The organism is Paraburkholderia sejongensis (assembly GCF_020880815.1).
GTDB lineage: Bacteria > Pseudomonadota > Gammaproteobacteria > Burkholderiales > Burkholderiaceae > Paraburkholderia > Paraburkholderia sejongensis.
The window spans coordinates 1-16,478 of record NZ_JAJITD010000032.1 but is presented as its reverse complement, the minus strand read 5'-3'; the positions used below and the strand labels follow the sequence as shown (position 1 = coordinate 16,478).

At 67.8% G+C, this 16,478-nt stretch carries 12 protein-coding genes and 2 riboswitches; of the genes, 7 read left to right on the top strand and 5 right to left on the bottom strand.

Annotated features, from left to right (window positions below; translation table 11 throughout):
• The first annotated feature begins 2 nt into the window (after positions 1-2).
• The gene (locus LJ656_RS33920) at positions 3-2,483 is read left to right on the top strand and encodes a CHASE2 domain-containing protein (RefSeq protein ID WP_230513802.1); all 2,481 of its coding nucleotides are present in this window, start codon (positions 3-5) and stop codon (positions 2,481-2,483) included.
• A gap of 59 nt (positions 2,484-2,542) precedes the next feature.
• The gene (locus LJ656_RS33915) at positions 2,543-3,148 is read left to right on the top strand and encodes a DUF4136 domain-containing protein (protein ID WP_230513801.1); all 606 of its coding nucleotides are present in this window, start codon (positions 2,543-2,545) and stop codon (positions 3,146-3,148) included.
• Positions 3,149-3,221: 73 nt separating this feature from the next.
• On the opposite strand, the gene bluB is transcribed toward LJ656_RS33915, so the two are convergent.
• From bluB to cobA, 4 genes are read right to left on the bottom strand one after another with little or no spacing between them, the layout of a single operon-like run.
• Positions 3,222-3,881, bottom strand: coding sequence for a 5,6-dimethylbenzimidazole synthase (gene bluB, locus LJ656_RS33910; RefSeq protein WP_230513800.1), 660 nt, complete (start codon positions 3,879-3,881; stop codon positions 3,222-3,224).
• Positions 3,865-5,163 (bottom strand): cobyrinic acid a,c-diamide synthase CobB, encoded by a 1,299-nt coding sequence (locus tag LJ656_RS33905; protein ID WP_230513799.1) that lies wholly within the window; start codon positions 5,161-5,163, stop codon positions 3,865-3,867. The genes bluB and LJ656_RS33905 overlap by 17 nt, the downstream gene beginning before the upstream one ends.
• Positions 5,164-5,166: 3 nt before the next feature.
• Positions 5,167-5,769: a cob(I)yrinic acid a,c-diamide adenosyltransferase gene (gene cobO, locus LJ656_RS33900; RefSeq protein WP_075304016.1), complete on the bottom strand. Its 603-nt coding sequence runs from the start codon at positions 5,767-5,769 to the stop codon at positions 5,167-5,169.
• Positions 5,766-7,175, bottom strand: coding sequence for a uroporphyrinogen-III C-methyltransferase (cobA, locus tag LJ656_RS33895; RefSeq protein WP_425606072.1), 1,410 nt, complete (start codon positions 7,173-7,175; stop codon positions 5,766-5,768). Before cobA ends, cobO begins: the two co-directional genes overlap by 4 nt.
• Before the next feature lie 257 nt (positions 7,176-7,432).
• Positions 7,433-7,698: riboswitch (cobalamin riboswitch) on the bottom strand.
• Between the two features lie 80 nt (positions 7,699-7,778).
• Positions 7,779-8,055, top strand: a riboswitch (cobalamin riboswitch).
• A gap of 191 nt (positions 8,056-8,246) precedes the next feature.
• Here cobA and cobW point away from each other — a divergent pair.
• From cobW to LJ656_RS33875, 4 genes are read left to right on the top strand one after another with little or no spacing between them, the layout of a single operon-like run.
• Positions 8,247-9,362, top strand: a complete 1,116-nt coding sequence (gene cobW, locus LJ656_RS33890; protein WP_329958926.1) for a cobalamin biosynthesis protein CobW — start codon at positions 8,247-8,249, stop codon at positions 9,360-9,362.
• Positions 9,363-9,375: 13 nt separating this feature from the next.
• Entirely contained in the window at positions 9,376-13,188 is a 3,813-nt protein-coding gene (cobN, locus tag LJ656_RS33885) for a cobaltochelatase subunit CobN (RefSeq protein ID WP_230513796.1), read from the top strand.
• 2 nt (positions 13,189-13,190) lie between these two features.
• Complete coding sequence (locus tag LJ656_RS33880) at positions 13,191-14,408, top strand: magnesium chelatase ATPase subunit I (RefSeq protein ID WP_230513795.1); 1,218 nt, start codon at positions 13,191-13,193, stop codon at positions 14,406-14,408.
• Positions 14,409-14,464: 56 nt separating this feature from the next.
• Complete coding sequence (locus LJ656_RS33875; RefSeq protein ID WP_230513794.1) at positions 14,465-15,082, top strand: vWA domain-containing protein; 618 nt, start codon at positions 14,465-14,467, stop codon at positions 15,080-15,082.
• Positions 15,083-15,139: 57 nt separating this feature from the next.
• Here LJ656_RS33875 and LJ656_RS33870 read toward each other — a convergent pair whose 3' ends face one another.
• Positions 15,140-16,081 carry a flagellar brake protein gene (locus LJ656_RS33870; protein WP_230513793.1) on the bottom strand — a complete coding sequence of 314 codons (942 nt, stop codon included), beginning with the start codon at positions 16,079-16,081 and terminating at the stop codon, positions 15,140-15,142.
• A gap of 143 nt (positions 16,082-16,224) precedes the next feature.
• Here LJ656_RS33870 and LJ656_RS33865 point away from each other — a divergent pair, with 143 nt between their 5' ends.
• Positions 16,225-16,461, top strand: a complete 237-nt coding sequence (locus LJ656_RS33865) for a hypothetical protein (RefSeq protein WP_230513792.1) — start codon at positions 16,225-16,227, stop codon at positions 16,459-16,461.
• The last annotated feature ends 17 nt before the right edge of the window (positions 16,462-16,478 follow it).

The following is a 16,478-nucleotide window of genomic DNA, read 5'->3' as shown; positions in this document are numbered from 1 at the left end:
CCTTGCCGACCACTCCCCCTCGCTTGAGTCTCGATCCGCGCGCCCGTCTCGGACGGCGTGCCGGCCGGCGTTTTCTGATCGAATGGGTGGGCGTCGGCTGTCTGGGCATCGTGGTGATCCTGCTGACGTCGTTCGGCCGGGTTAGCGCCGGCATCGACCAGCTCGCCTACGACCGCTTCCTGACGCTGCGCAACCGGCCGTTGCTGTCCGACATCGTGGTAGTCGAAATCGACAACGCCAGCATCGCGCAACTCGGCCGCTGGCCGTGGCCGCGCAGCGACCATACGCGGCTGCTCGAGCGGCTAGCCGAGGCCAAACCCGCCGCCGTGGTGTTCGACGTGCTGTTCACCGAGACCAATGCCGACGACGCCGGGCTCGCCCACGCAATCGCGCTGAGCCCGACCTATCTGCCGGTACTGCTGTCGCCGCCCGACGCGACCGGCGCGCACACGGTGGTCGAACCCGTCGCGCCGCTCGCGCAGGCGGCGGCCGGACTGGGCCACATCAATTTCGAGGTCGATACCGACGGCATCGTGCGCAGCGTCGCGCGCTTCCAGGGTGACGACGGCTCGCGCTGGCCGCAGTTGATGCTGCTGGTTGCCGACGCGGTCGAGCACGGCAAACTGCAACTGCGCGGCGGGGTACCGTCACGCCGTTCCGACGCGCCGGTGGACGCGCGCGACGACGGCACCGAGGGCCGTTTCCTGATCCCGTTCGGCCGCAACGCGGAGGACTACCCGAAGTTCAGCTTCGCCGACGTGCTGGCCGGCAAGGTGCAGGCCGAGCAGTTGCGCGGGCGCATCGTCGTGATCGGCGTCACCGCGTCGGGCCTGTACGACCGCTTCGCGACACCGGTGTCCGGCGACCTCGGTCCGCTGCCCGGCGTGTACATTCACGCGAACGTGCTCGATACGCTGCTGACCGGCCGCGAAATCCTGCCGGTGCGGGCGTGGCTCGTGTTTGCGGTGTCGCTGGTGGCGCTCGCCGCGCTGCTGGCCGGCTTTCTGGTGCTGTCGCCGCGCCGCTCGCTGCTGCTGACCGGTGCGCTGGCGCTGCTCGCGGCGGCCGGCAGCGCGCTGCTGCTGGATATCGGGCGGTTGTGGATCTCGCCGGTGCCGGCGATCCTCGGCGTGATGATCGTGTATCCGATCTGGAACTGGCGCCGCCTCGAAATGACGATGGCCTATCTGCGCGGCGAGTTGCAGCGCCTCGCGGACGAGCCGTATCTGTTGCCGGAAACCCCGCAGCGCCGCCGCGAGTTCGGCGGCGACGTGCTCGAGCAGCATATGGCGCTGATGGCGCGCGCCGCGCAGCGGGTGCAGGACATGAAGCGTTTCGTGTGGGACAGCCTCGACAGCGTGCCCGAGCCGATCCTCGTCAGCGATCTGCGCGGCATCGTGCTGATTGCGAACCACGCGGCGAAAGCGCATTTCGCGCGACTCGGCGCGCCGCTGCCGGAGGGCCAGCCGATGCAGACCGTGCTCGGCGGCCTGACGCTGGTCAAAACGATCGACGTCGGCGCGGCCTCCGACACCGAGCGCAACCTGTACGCGCACGCGCACTGGCCGGCGCTGCTCGACCCGACCCGCGACGAGTTCGCCGCGCTGATGGCGCAGGGCGTGGAAGTGCGCGACGCGAACGAGCGCGATCATCTGCTGCGCTATGCAACCTGCACCAACGCGCAAGGCGAGACGACCGGCTGGATCGCCGGCCTCGTCGACGTGTCGGCGCTGCATGCCGCCGAGCGGCAGCGCGAGGACGCACTGCGGCTGCTGTCGCACGACATGCGCTCGCCGCAGGCGTCGATCATCGCGCTGGTCGAGATCGAACGCGCCCGCACCGAGCCGGTGCTCGCGCGCGATCTGCTCGAGCGCATCGAACGCTATGCGCAACGCGCGCTGACCCTCGCCGACGACTTCGTGCAGCTCGCGCGCGCCGAATCGCAGGCGTACGTGCTCGAGCCGCTGAACCTGACCGAGCTTGTGATCGACGCGAGCGACGAAGTCTGGCCGCAGGCGCACGCGAAGCGCATCGCGCTGCATACCGAGACCGGCAACGAGGACGATGAAGCGCGGTGGATTTACGCGGACCGCTCGCTGATGACACGCGCGCTGGTCAATATTCTGAACAACGCGGTGAAATACAGTCCGCCCGACACGCGCATCGAGTGCAGCTTCGCGAGCGGGACGGCGGCGCGCACGCCCGGGGCGTCGCGCGTGTCATGCACGATTCGCGATCAGGGCTATGGGATTCCGAAGGAACAGCAGGCGGGGCTGTTCGAACGGTTCCGTCGCTTTCACGAGGCGGAGCGGCCGGAAGTGGGAGGGGCGGGGCTCGGCATGGCCTTCGTCAAAACCGTCGTGACGCGCCATGGGGGCAGCGTCGATGTCGTCAGCGCGCCGGGCGAGGGAACCGCTTTCACGATCTCGCTGCCCGCGCTCGACGATGCGCAGCTCGATGAACTGGTCGCGCCGCGCGCCTGATGTAGCAGACGTATTTCGCAGTACCGGCTGTACCCAATGTACTTGAGAGAAAACAAAAAATGGCAAAAGTCGCCTATCTGTGTGCCGCGCTGGCCGCGGCGAGTCTGACCGCCTGCGCGGGCCTGAGCGCCAACGTGCATTCCGTCGCCGATGGCGCTGAGGCCGCGCTGCAAGGCGAGCAAACCTATACGATTGCGCGCACCCAGCCGCAGGAAGACAGCGCCGATCATCCGCGAGCCGAACAGCTGCTGCGCGATGAACTGGCGCGGCATGGTTTCGTCGAGACCGCGGGCAAGCCCGCGCATTATGTGGTGTCGATCGCGTATAGCACGCGGCGGGCGTCCATCGGGATCGGCGGCGCCGAGTGTGCGCCGGCCGACTGCGGCAAGGGCGGCGACGGACTCGGCGCGTTGCTGTTCGGCAACCAGTATCAGCACGCGCTGACGCTGCGCTTCTTCGATTCCGCCAGTGGTGCGCAACGCTATAAGGTCAACGCGGTATTCGTCGATCGCGATGCGGATCCGCTGCATGCGCTGCCGCTGCTGATGAAGACCGCGCTCGCGAAACTGCCATTCGAGGCGCCTGGCGACTGGCGCGTGAAGCTCAGTGTCGACAAGGCGAGCGGGGAGCCGAGCGTCGAGTCGATGAAGCCGTTGCAGCGCTGAGTGGTGAGCGGCTGAACGGCTGAACGGCTGAACGGCTGAACGGCTGAACGGCGCAGCCGCTCGCGCTGCCGCGCTACTTCTGCTCCGGTTCCGCCTGCGGCCAGCCGTTCTCGAACACACAGTCAGCGAGCGGCAGACGGCTTGCCCAGCGCTCGGTTTCGAGCATCGGTTCGTCGTAAAAGCGTTCGACGTGCCCGAGGCACAGAATCGCGACCGGCCGTGCGCCTTCCGGCATCCGCAGCAATTCGCGCAGCGCGTCGACGTCGAACAGCGATACCCAGCCGAGCCCAAGCCCTTCCGCGCGCGCCGCGAGCCACATGTTCTGGATCGCGCACGCTACCGACGCGAGATCCATCTCCGGCAGCGTGCGGCGCCCGAAGATATGGCGCTCGCGCCCGTCCATCAGCGCGATCACCAGCAGCTCCGCGCATTCGCGCATGCCTTCCACCTTCAGCTTCATGAACTCGTCGCGACGTTTGCCGAGCGCGTCGGCGGTCGCGAGCCGTTCGCGTTCGACGATCTCGCACAAGCCCGCGCGCAGAGCGGTATCGGTGATCCGCACGATGCGCCACGGCTGCATGTAGCCGACGCTCGGCGCATGATGCGCGGCGTCGAGCAGCCGCCGCAACACGGCCGGGTCGACCGGATCGGGCACGAAGTGGCGCATGTCGCGCCGTTCGTAAATCGCGCGATAGACCGCGTCGCGCTCGGAGTCGTCAAAAGGCTTCGCCATGAAAGAGGGCGGCCGTGAAGGCCGGGTTGGAGGGCCAGTAAGCGTGCATGTAGGTCGCCACGAGCGAGCCGGCGCGAAACACCGCTTCGCCCGGCGCGTCGCTGTGCGCGCGGCTCGCCCAGCGCAGCGGCGCGAGCGGCGTGTCGAGCTTCGAGTAGTGAAACGTGTGGCCGGTCAGCGGGCCGTGCAGGCCGTCGAGCTGCTGCATGCCGAGCGACGTGAAGCGCTTTTGCATCGTCGCGTGACCGGGCAGCAGGCCGAGCATCGGTGTGCGGGTCCCTTGCGCGTCGATCAGTGTTTCCAGCAGATAGAGCATGCCGCCGCATTCGGCGACCAGCGGTTTATCGGCTGCGACGTGGGCGCGGATCGACGCGGCGCTGGTTTCGTTGCCCGCGAGCGCTGCAGCATGCAGTTCGGGATAGCCTCCGGGCAGATAGAGCGCGTCGGCCCCGGCGGGCAGCGGGTCGTCGGCCAGCGGTGAGAAGTAGCTGAGCCGCGCGCCGAGCGCTTCGAGCAGCGCGAGGTTGGCCGGGTAGATAAACGAGAACGCGGCATCGCGCGCGATCGCGATGTGTTTGCCCCCCAGCAGCGGCGGCAGCGCTTCGGGGATCGGCGTGCCGAACTCGACCGGCGGCGGCAAGCCGGCCAGCGCGGTGGCCGCGAGTATGTCGGCCGCGAGTTCGAGGCGCGTTTCGAGGTCGGCGATTTCGTCGGCCTGGTGCAGGCCGAGATGGCGGTCGGGCAGCGTGATTTCTTCGCTCGCGCAAATGTGGCCGCACCAGCGCAACTCGGGCGTCAACGACTCTTCGAGCATCTGCGCATGCCGCGCGGAGCCGACCCGGTTTGCGAGCACGCCATGAAACGGCAACTGCGGCTGAAACCGCGCGAGGCCGAACGCGAGCGCGCCGAAAGTCTGCGCCATCGCCTGCGCCGAAATTACCGCGAGCACCGGCACGCCTAACGCGGTCGCCAGATCGGCGCTGCTCGGCGTGCCGTCGAACAGCCCCATCACGCCTTCGATCAGGATCAGATCGGCCTCCCGCGCGGCCTGCGCGAGCAGATTGCGGCACGCGCTTTCGCCGACCATCCATAGATCGAGCGACAGCACCGGCGCGCCGCTCGCGCGCGCGAGAATCATCGGGTCGAGAAAATCCGGACCGGTCTTGAACACCCGCACGCGCCGGCCAAGCCGCCGATGATGGCGCGCGAGCCCGGCGGTGATCGTGGTCTTGCCTTGTCCCGACGCGGGCGCGCTGATGAACAGCGCGGGGCACGCGCTCATCGCTCAGAACTCCACGCCGCGCTGCGCCTTCACGCCCTGCTCGCGGTATGGATGCTTGATCGCGCGCATTTCGGTGACGAGGTCGGCGGCTTCGATCAGCGCGTCGGGCGCATGGCGGCCGGTCACGACCACATGCAGCATCGGCGCGCGCGCGTTGATCACCGCGAGCACTTCGTCGAGCGGCAGGTACTCGTATTTGAGGACCGTGTTCAGCTCGTCGAGGATCACCATCTGGTAGTCGCCGCTTTCGATCATCCGCCGCGCCTCGTCCCAGCCCTTGCGCGCGGTCGCGATGTCGGCGTCGCGGTTCTGCGTGTTCCAGGTGTAGCCGTCGCCCATCGTGACGAAGTCGCACTGCGCGATTGCGCCGAGGAAATCGCGCTCCGACGTATGCAACGCACCCTTGATGAACTGCACGACGCCCAGGCGCATGCCGTGGCCGAGCACGCGCACGGCCATGCCGAACGCGGCGGTGCTCTTGCCCTTGCCGGTGCCGGTGTTGACGATCAGCAGGCCTTTTTCGACGGTCGCGGCCGCCTGCTTCTTTTCGTGGCCTTCGCGGCGGCGTTCGGTCATGCGTTGATGCGATTCGGTATCGGTTTTCATCGAGGGTCCTGGTTGGGAGGGGCCGGGCGGGTGGCGCTGGATTGGGGGGCGGCGTCAGCGTGCGGAGCGTTGCTCGCGCGGGCGATCGCGACGGTGATGCCGGCGTGGACGGTCTTGGGCACGAGCAACAGTGCGTGAGATGCGGGTGTGGCCGGGTTGGCGGCGTTCGCGGTGTTCGCAACATTCGCGGTGTTCGCAGCGTTTGCGCTGGCCACAGCGTGGCTCGCCGCCAGCAGCGCGCACGGCTCGCAGACTCCGTCAACGCCCAGATGCGCGTGCGCGGCCGCCGACGGCGACGTCACCGGGATCGCGGCGATCTGCTCGCGGGTAAACAGTTGCAGTGGCAGCGCGTGGCGTGCGCAGAATTCGAGCAGGCCGGCTTCGTCGGCTTTGCTGCCGATCGTGGCGACGCCGGCGATCCGCGCGAACGGATGAGTGCCGAGCGCGGCGCGCACGGCGGCTTCGATATCGGCGGCCGTGCTATGCGATCGGCAACCGATGCCGACGCTCAGCGTTTTCGTCAAACCTGCGCGTTGTGCGGAGTCGGTGCGACCGGCGGCTGATGTGGCCGATCCGGGCAACGGGATCGGTCGTGCTTCGGCTACCGCGGTGTCGTCGGCATCGCCTGCATCGTCGAGTCGCGCGTGGCGCGTTTCGCTGTTGCTCTGCGCCGCGTCGCGCGCCAGCGCGAGCGACGCGACCCCGCCGATCACCACGATCGCCGGCGAGCCGAGTCCCTTTCGGGCGACCGTATCGGCAAACTCGCCGAGCGGCGCAAGCGCATGACGCTGCTCGGGCCGCGTCGCCGCTTCGATCGCCGCGCACGGCGTATCGGCGTGCATGCCGGCCGCGAGCAGCGCGGCGGTGATTTCGGCGAGCCGGCGCATGCCCATGTAGATCACGAGCGTCATGCGGGTCGCGACCAGCGCGGCCCAGTCAGGCTTGCCGCTGCCGGCGCCGTGGCCGGTCACGAACACCACGCCCTGCGCATGCTCGCGATGCGTGACCGCGATACCGAGCGTAGCCGGCGCGGCGATGCCGGCCGTGATGCCGTTGATCACGTCGACGCGGATCCCTTCGGCTTCGAGCGCCTCCAGTTCCTCGCCGCCGCGCCCGAACACGAACGGATCGCCGCCTTTCAGTCGCGCGACGCTGCGCCCCGCGCGCAGATGAGCGAGCATTTGCGCGACGATCTCGGCCTGCGGCGTGGAGGGATGGCCGCCGCGTTTGCCCACGTACACGACCCGCGCATCGGCGCGTGCGAACTGCAGCACATCGGGGTTCACGAGATCGTCGACCAGCACGACATCGGCCTCGCCGAGCGCGCGGGTCGCCTTCAGCGTCATCAGTTCGACGTCGCCGGGACCGGCGCCGATCAGCCACGCGCGCGTCATCGCGGCGGGCATGGGGCGGCCCATGCGGTGCTGGAGGGAGAGAGCCTGCGCGCGTCGGCGCGCGCGGCAGTGAAGAAATAACTCATGCGGTACTGCGAATCCGGGTACGGTCCACCGCGCGTTGCGTGCCGGCGGGTTCGCGATGAACGAACCAGCCAACGCGACTCACGCACGATGCCGGGCTTGAACGCCTTCACATCCGTTCCCCGCGGATTCCGGCGGCCGGCGACGCAACCGCGCGCATCCACGTATCACACGCGATGCAAGCGACGCCGCCTCCGCGTCTGGCCGGTATCCGGGCTGGCGGCCTCACGCGCTTTGCCTTCCCGTCCCGGCTGGCGGACTCGCGCGAACGCGCGTCCTTCAGGACAGTGGCATCAAAAACGCATGCGCGACGCGGCCGGAACGGCGCTTGCGTCGCAGGTCGCTTACCGTTGCGGGGACAGCACAGGTTGAGCGCAAAAAAGCGCGGCCTGTTTCCCGTTTAACTGCACACGCGAACGCATGTGCGGGCACCAAACGCGCGCATACGATAGCACACGGCGCCCCGCCGGATAAGGGCTGGCGGCGTTTGGGCGGCCCCGCGTTGCTTGACTGGGCGAGCCCGCGCGCCTACACTCGCACGCACTTTGGGTGCTCGCCCGCGCGTTCGTGCGCGGGCAGTTAAACGGGAAACAGGGAGCCATCTGCTCTGGAGCGGCTAACCTGTGCTGTCCCCGCAACGGTAAGCGAAAAGCGGTAACGGTCGAATGGCCGGACACCGCGAAGCCGGCTTCGATGTCCACGCGCAAGGCCGCGTCGGCATATCACCACTGGACGGGAAATCACTCGACCGGGAAGGGGAAGCGGCTGTTTCGCCAGCCCGGATACCGGCCCGAAGATGCAGGACGTACGCCGCGGGGATGCGGCGGCATGTTCATGACCTCACTTCCGCTTTCTGTGTTCTCGTTGCAGCCGCAACGCCGTCGTTCGTCCCCGTGGTTCGTGTGACTACTCGCCTCGCGCGCAGCGCGTTGACGGCCGTCGCCGCACCACCCTCGAACTTCCAGGCCGCCGGCGCAGCGCTTACGGATGGACCTCACGATGCAAACTCAATTGCGCAAGACTCCCGTCACGATCGTCACGGGCTTTCTCGGCAGCGGCAAGACCACGCTGCTGCGGCACATCCTCCAGCATGCGGACGGCAAGCGCATCGCGGTGATCGTCAACGAGTTCGGCGAACTCGGCATCGACGGCGAAATCCTCAAGGGCTGCGGAATCGGTTGCGACGAAAACGGCGTCGAGACCGAAGGGCAATTGTATGAACTGGCGAACGGCTGTCTGTGCTGCACCGTGCAGGAAGAGTTTTTCCCGGTGATGGAAAAGCTCGCCGAGCGGCGCGGCGAGATCGATCACGTGCTGATCGAAACTTCCGGGCTCGCGCTGCCCAAGCCGCTGGTGCAGGCGTTCAACTGGCCGCAGATCCGCAACGGCTTCACGGTCGACGCGGTGGTCACGGTGGTCGACGGTCCGGCGGCCGCGAGCGGCCAGTTCGCCGACAACCCGGTCGCCGTCGATGCGCAGCGCAAGGCCGATCCGAATCTCGATCACGAGTCGCCGCTGCACGAGCTGTTCGAGGATCAGTTGTCGGCGGCCGATCTGGTGATTCTGAATAAAACCGATCTGATCGATGACGCGCAGCAGCGCGCGGTCGAAGCCGCGATTCGCGACGAGATTCCGCCGCAGGTGAAAATCGTCCACGCGCAGCAGGGGCAGCTCGATCTGCATACGCTGCTCGGTCTCGAAGCGGCGTCGGAGGAAACGATCCATCTGCGCCGCGACCATCACGGCTCGGCCGACGATCCCGACCACCATCATGACGAATTCGATTCGGTCGTCGTGCAGACGCAGGCAGGCTCGCGCGAAGCGGTGCTCGCCGCGTTGCAGACGCTGGTGGAAAACCACACGATTTACCGCGTCAAAGGCTTCGCGGCACTGCCCGGGGCGCCGATGCGGCTCGTGATTCAAGGCGTGGGGCGGCGCTTCGACAGCTATTTCGACCGCCGCTGGCAGGCCGGCGAAGGCGGCGACGGCTATCCGAGCCGCTTCGTGCTGATCGGCGAAGACCTCGATGCACGCGCCCTGCAACAGGCGTTCGACGCGGCGTTGCAGTCGAGCGCGGGCACCGCTGCCTCGGCCGCGTCCGCCGCCGCGAAGTAAAGGGTCCCAGCACATGCATCTGCTGCGCACGACGCCGGGCGGTTTCGTCGACGATACCCAGGGCGTGATCCGCATCGATCAGCAGCCCGCCGATATCGTCGTGCTCAGTTCCGCCGACACCACGCTGTCGCTGCTCGCGAGCGTAGTGCCGCGTCTGGGCGACGGTTTTCCGAGCGTGCGGCTCGCCAACGTCACCTATCTGCGCCAGCCGGCCTCGGTCGACTTCTATCTCGACGACGTGTTGCGGCACGCGCGCGTCGTGGTGGTCGATCATCTGGGCGGCGAAGCTTACTGGCCGTACGGGATCGAGCAGGTGGTCGCGCTCGCGCAGCGCAACGGCCAGACGCTCGCGATGTTTTCCGGCGACTTGCAGGAAGACCCGAACCTGATCGCGCGCAGCACCGCGAGCCCGGAGCTGTGTCAGCAGTTGTGGCGCTATCTGCGCGAAGGCGGTCCGCAAAATGCCGAGGCGTTTCTGCGCTGTATTGCGTACCGGGCGTTCGACTGGGGCCGTGAGCCCGAGCCGCCGCGCGCGTTGCCGGCCGCGGCGCTCTATCATCCGCAGCGCGATCTGCCGACCATCGCCGACTGGCAGGCGCGCTGGCGGCAACACGCGCCGGTCGTCGCGATCCTGTTCTACAAGGCGCATCTGCAAGCGGCCAACACCGCCGTGTTCGATGCGTTGATCGACGCGCTCGAAGCACAGGGGCTCAATCCGCTGCCGCTCGCGATCACGTCGCTGAAAGACGCGGTCAGCCGCGAAGTCGTGCAGTCGCTGTGCGAGCAGCATCGGGCCGCGCTGGTGCTCAACACGACCGCGTTCGCCGCTTCCGCGATCGACGACCCCGAGCCGCTCGCGCTAGCCGGCGACGCGCCGGTGCTGCAGGTGATCCTCAGCGGCGGCAATCGCGAGGACTGGCTGAAGGACAACCACGGCCTCAATTCGCGCGACATCGCGATGCATATCGCGCTGCCGGAAGTGGACGGCCGCATCATCACGCGCGCGATCAGCTTCAAGGGGCTCGCGTATCGCTGCGCGCATACCCAGGTGGACGTGGTGCGTTATCAGCCGGACCTCGAACGGGTGCGCTTTCTCGCCGAACTGAGCCGCCGCTGGTGCCGGCTGCGTTCGCTAGGCAACGCCGACAAGAAGCTCGCGCTGATTCTCGCGAACTACCCGATGAGCGAAGGGCGCATCGGCAACGGCGTCGGGCTCGATACGCCGGCTTCGGTGGTCGGCATTCTCGCGATGCTGCGCGACGAAGGCTATCGGCTCGGCGATTTGCCGGACGACGGCGCCGCGCTGCTCGCGCGGCTCACCGCTGGCGTGACCAACGATCCGGCCGTGCGCGATCTGCGCCCGGCGCTGCAAAGCCTCGCGCTCGACGACTATCTCGCGCATTTCAATGCGTTGCCCGCCGCCGTGCGCGACGCGCTGAACGCGCGCTGGGGCCGCCCCGAACAGGATCCGACGCTGCGCCGCGGACGCTTCATGATCGCCGGCTGGCGCTGCGGCCAGGTGTTGGTCGGCATCCAGCCGTCGCGCTCGCGCGAGCAGGGCGACTATGCGAGCTATCACGACGCGGAGCTGGTGCCGCCGCATGCGTATCTGGCGTTTTACTTCTGGCTGCGTCATCAGTTCGGCATCGACGCGGTCGTGCATGTCGGCAAACACGGCAATCTCGAATGGCTGCCCGGCAAGAGCGTCGCGTTGAGCGATGCGTGCTGGCCCGATCTGATCCTCGGGCCGATGCCGCATCTGTATCCGTTCATCGTCAACGACCCCGGCGAGGGCAGCCAGGCGAAGCGGCGCGCGCAGGCGGTGATCGTCGATCACCTGATGCCGCCGCTCACGCGCGCGGAGAACTACGGGCCGTTGCAGGATCTCGAACGCCAGGTCGACGAGTACTACGAAGCGTTGATGGTCGATCCGCGCCGCGCGAAGCTGCTGCGGCGCACGATTCTGGCGACGATCGTCGAGCATCGGCTGCACGAGGAGCTCAGTCTCGCGGCGCCCAACGGACAGGACGACGAGGACGTGCTGCTCACGCGCGTCGACGCGTGGCTGTGCGAGCTGAAGGAAGCGCAGATTCGCGACGGGCTGCACACGTTCGGGCAGTCGCCGCGTGGCGTGCAGCGGCGCGATACGCTGCTCGCGCTCGGGCGCTTTCCGGTCGGCGATGGACAGGGGCGCCACGCGGGTTTGATCGATGCGCTGGCGCGCGATCTGCGGATCGATCATCTGTTCGATCCGTTGAGCGTCGATTGGGCGGCGGCGTGGGACGATGCGCGGCCGGACCTGCTGCAACGGGTCAGCGATGCCCCGTGGCGGCATTACGGGGATACGCGCGAGCGGTTGGAATTGCTGGCGGCCGCGTTGTTGCGCGGCGTGTGCGGCGGCGAGGATGACGAGGCAAACGCATTGCCAGCCGCAAGCGCGCTTGAACGCGACTTGCCGCAAGCGCACCAGGTCCTCGCCCGTTTGCGCGACGACGTGCTGCCGCGCCTCGACGCCTGCGGTCCGCAGGAAATGACCCAACTCAGGCGCGGCCTCGAAGGGCGGTTCGTGCCGCCGGGCCCGAGCGGCTCGCCGTCGCGCGGCCGGCCCGACGTGCTGCCGACCGGCCGCAACTTCTATTCGGTCGACACCCGCGCGGTGCCGACCCAGGCCGCGTGGGCGCTCGGCGTGAAATCGGCGCAGCAGCTGATCGAGCGGCATCTGCAGGAACACGGCGACTATCCGCGCGCGATCGGCCTGTCGGTGTGGGGCACCGCGACGATGCGCACCGGCGGCGACGATATCGCGCAGGCGCTCGCGCTGCTCGGCGTGCGGCCGAAATGGGCGCCGGGTAGCCATCGCGTGACGGACTTCGAAATCATGCCGATCGAAGCGTTCGACCGGCCGCGTATCGACGTCACGTTGCGCGTGTCGGGCTTTTTCCGCGATGCGTTCGCGAACGTGATGCATCTGTTCGACGCGGCCGTGCAGGCGGTCGCCGAACTCGACGAGCCGGCCGAGCTCAATCCGATTCGCGCGCGGGTGCTGCGCGAGCGCGATGCGCTGATCGCGCGCGGCATGGATGCCGCCGAGGCGCGCAAGCGCGCCGGCTGGCGCGTGTTCAGCGCGCGGCCCGGCGCGTACGGCGCGGGTTTGCAGCAGATGATCGACTCGCGTCAATGGCAGACCGACGCCGATCTCGCGAACGCGTATCAGGCGTGGGGCGGTTACGCGTACACGCAGAAAAGCGCCGGCGAGGAAGCGCGCCAGGCGTTCGGCACGCGCCTCGCCGCGCTGGACGTGGTGCTGCAAAACCAGGACAACCGCGAGCACGACGTGCTCGATTCGAACGATTACTACCAGTTCCAGGGCGGCATGGTCGCGGCGGTGCGGCATCTGGCCGGCGAGCAGCCGCGCGTTTATCACGCCGACCACAGCAATCCTGCCGCGCCGCGCGTGCGCACGCTGCAGGAGGAAATCGCGCGCGTGATCCGCTCGCGGGTGGTCAATCCGAAGTGGCTCGACGGCGTGAAGCGGCACGGCTACAAGGGCGCAGCCGAAATCGCCGCGACGGTCGATTATCTGTATGGGTACGACGCGACCGCGCGGGTGGTCTCCGATCATCAGTACGCGCTCGTCGCCGATGCTTACCTGAACGACGCCGACACGCGCGAGTTCATGCAGGGGCACAATCCGCACGCGCTGCATTCGGTCTGCGAGCGTCTGCTCGAGGCGATCCAGCGTGGACTGTGGCAGCAACCGGGCGACTATCGCGCGCAGGTGGAAACGCATCTGCTCGCGAGTGAACAGCGGATCGAAGGAAGGTGAACATGAGTGACGCGACGCGGGATGTGGAGGGTGCGGGAGTTGGCGCGGGCGCAGGGGCGGATGGCTTGGGCGGTTCGAGCAGCGCGAACGGTTCGGTGAGATCCGATGGCGTTGGCGATGCGAATGGTGCGAGCAGTTGGACCGCTCCGGCCGGCTTGCCCCCTTCCGGCACAAAGCCAGCCCCGCGTCCGGTTTTCCCATTCGCCGCGCTGATCGGGCAGACACCGTTGCAGCAGGCGTTGCTGCTCGCGGCAATCGACCCGAGCCTGGGCGGCGTGCTGATCAGCGGACCGCGCGGCACCGCCAAATCCACCGCGGCGCGCGCGCTCGCCGAGCTGCTGCCGGAAGGGCAACTGGTGAATCTGCCGCTCGGCGCGAGCGAGGATCGCCTGATCGGCACGCTCGATCTCGAAACCGTGCTGCGCGACGGCTCCGTGCGCTTCTCGCCGGGCCTGCTCGCGAAGGCGCATCGCGGTGTGCTCTATGTCGACGAAGTCAATCTGTTGCCCGACGCATTGGTCGACGCGTTGCTCGATGCGGCCGCAAGCGGCGTGAATACCGTCGAGCGCGATGGCGTATCGCACAGCCACGACGCGAGCTTCGTGCTGATCGGCACGATGAACCCGGAAGAAGGCGAGCTGCGGCCGCAATTGATCGATCGCTTCGGGCTGATGGTCGAATTGCAGAACGCGTTCGAACCGCGGATGCGCGAGGCGATCGTCAAGGCGCGGCTCGCGTTCGACCACGATCCAGCCGGCTTTCGGACTGCTTATGCACGGCAACAGGCCGACTACGTCGAGCGGATTCGCGCGGCGCGCGCGGCGTTGCCGCTGCTCTCGCTCGACGACGCGGTGCACGCGCGGGTGAGCGCACTGTGCATCGAGGCAGCCGTGGACGGCCTGCGCGCCGATCTCGTGATGCTGCGCGCGGCGCGCGCGCTGGCCGCGTTCGAACAGGCGGATGCGGTGACTGTGCGGCATGTCGAGCGGGTCGCCGAGGCGGTGTTGATGCACCGGCGGCGTCAGCAGGATGCGCCGCCTTCGAATCGTCGCGAGCCGCAGAACGACGCGCGGCCGCCTCGAGATGGCGGTGGCGCTGCGGACGCGACGGGCGCGTCCCCCGAGACTTCCACCGACACCGACTGGGGTTACCTCGCGCCCGAGCCGACCGCGGCGACGCCGGTCAAAAGCGTGATCCCGCTCGACGCAAAAAAACGCTGAGCCATCGGAAGGGCGCCGCCGCTGACTCGCGCAGCGGTTTTCGATGGCGGGAGGGCGTGGGCGCAGGTTCGTCGCGTGGTGTTTCGCGCGGGCCCGCGGGCAGACGCATCGGCTGGCCGCGCACGCTCGCCGCGACGCGGGGTGACACGCTGCGTCGCGAGCATCTGCGCTTCATCGCCGAGACGCCGCGCGGCGGCGTGCTGCATTGCTTCGTGCTCGACTGCTCCGGCTCGATGCTCAGCGGCCGGCGGCTTGCACTCGCGAAGGGCCTGCTGATCGCGTTGTTCGACCGTGCCGGCGCCGCGCGTGCCGAAGTTGCGCTGGTCTGCTTCGGCGGCACGTCTGCCGACGTGCGTTTCGGCCCAGCCGTGCCGCGCTGGTGGAACGAGCGCTGGCTTGAAACGGTCGGCGCGGGCGGCGGCTCGCCGCTCGACACCGGGGTGCGACGCGCCACGCAACTGCTCGAACGCAGCGCGCGTAGACGGCCGGCCCAGCAGCGCTGGCTGTGGATTCTGAGCGACGGCCGCACTCGCGACGAACCCGCCAGGCCGCTTGCGGCGGACGAAGTGGTGTTCGTCGACTTCGAACACGGCGCGCTGCGGCTCGGCCGTTGCGAAGCGCTGGCGAACGCGTGGGGCGCGCGCTGGATCACGCCGGAGGAGTTGATCGGCTGAGCGGCAACCGGTGTGTGGTGTGAGTTTCCCGCTCAGCTGTGTGAGCGGCCCCGGCAATCATTTAAGACCGTTCGACCAGTACTGCACGTCTTCCTGTCGATCGAACACGAATACTTTCATCGCCATTTGTTGCGTGGCGTCGAGCTGATCCAGTTCGAGCCCGTGCGTGGTCGCTTCGCCGGGCGCCTTGCCTTTCTGCACGTTACGGATCACGGCGGTGGTCCGGATCTCCGTATCATGACCGGCCGACTTCACGCGGAACGCAACCCGCAGCCGCTCGCCGACTTCGCCCAGCGTCCACGACGCGCTCAGCGACATGCCGAGCGCACTGACGCCGCGCGCAAGCCCGAGCCCGTCGTACGTATCGCCTGTCTCGCCGATACCGAAACGCACCGCGAGATGCGCATGGACGCGGATCGATTTGCGTTCGCGCAGCCGGCGGATCACCCCCGGCCTCGACAACACCACGTAGTCGAACGGCAGGCGGCAGACCGCCTCGACCGTGCAGACGAAGCGGAACACCGCCTGAATCGCGATCGCCACGACTTCGACGTTGTCGCCGGGCGCGAGCGGCAACGGCTGGCCTTGATGCAGCGGCGGTGTGACGAACAGCGCATGATTCGGCGCAAAGCCGATGATGCGGCACGGATGCATCGGTGCACCGCTGCCGAGTTGCGAGCGCATGCCGATCAACGCGCCGATCTCGAGATGCATGTCCTTGATGGTCAGATCGGCGGAGTCGGGCGCGATGGCCGATGCGCTCGGGTGAGGCGTACCGGAATTGAGCAGATCGCCGCGCTGCGGCTGGAAGTGTTCGAACAGGAACGCGCGCTCGTCGGCGCTCGCGAGGGCCGTGCCGCGCTCGAACAGCAGCGTGCCGTCGCCATCGACGATCGGCCATGGAAGGGGTGTGCCGACCGGCACCGCATCCGGTGCGAGTGCCGCCGACGCGGCGGCGGACGGGATTTGCGCGACGTGTTCCGCGACGGAGTGTTCCATGGTCGGCAGCTTGGATAAGTAACGGGATGATCTGATTGACGGCCGCCGAGGATAAAACTTTAATTTGGGGCGCGGTCGTGAAACGGCAGCGCCTGTGGGCGCAGCCGTAACGGATGATGTTTCGTCTTTGCGGATTAGATTGGATGTCTAAGTATTTCGGGCCGGCTTCGGCGTCGATCTATTCAGGGGCTTTCGATCTTTACAACAATGCCGGGTTGTGGTCGGCAATGCCGCCGAAAGAAAATATGCAGAAGGGGCTTGACGGTGTGTGTTCGGATCTCCATAATCTCGCTTCTTCGCTGATGACGCAGCGACGCAAAACGAAGCAGCGCCGGGTAGTTGAAGTAATGGCGCAGCGCGTTGAGCGAATCGATCTTTAAAAACTAACAGCCGATAA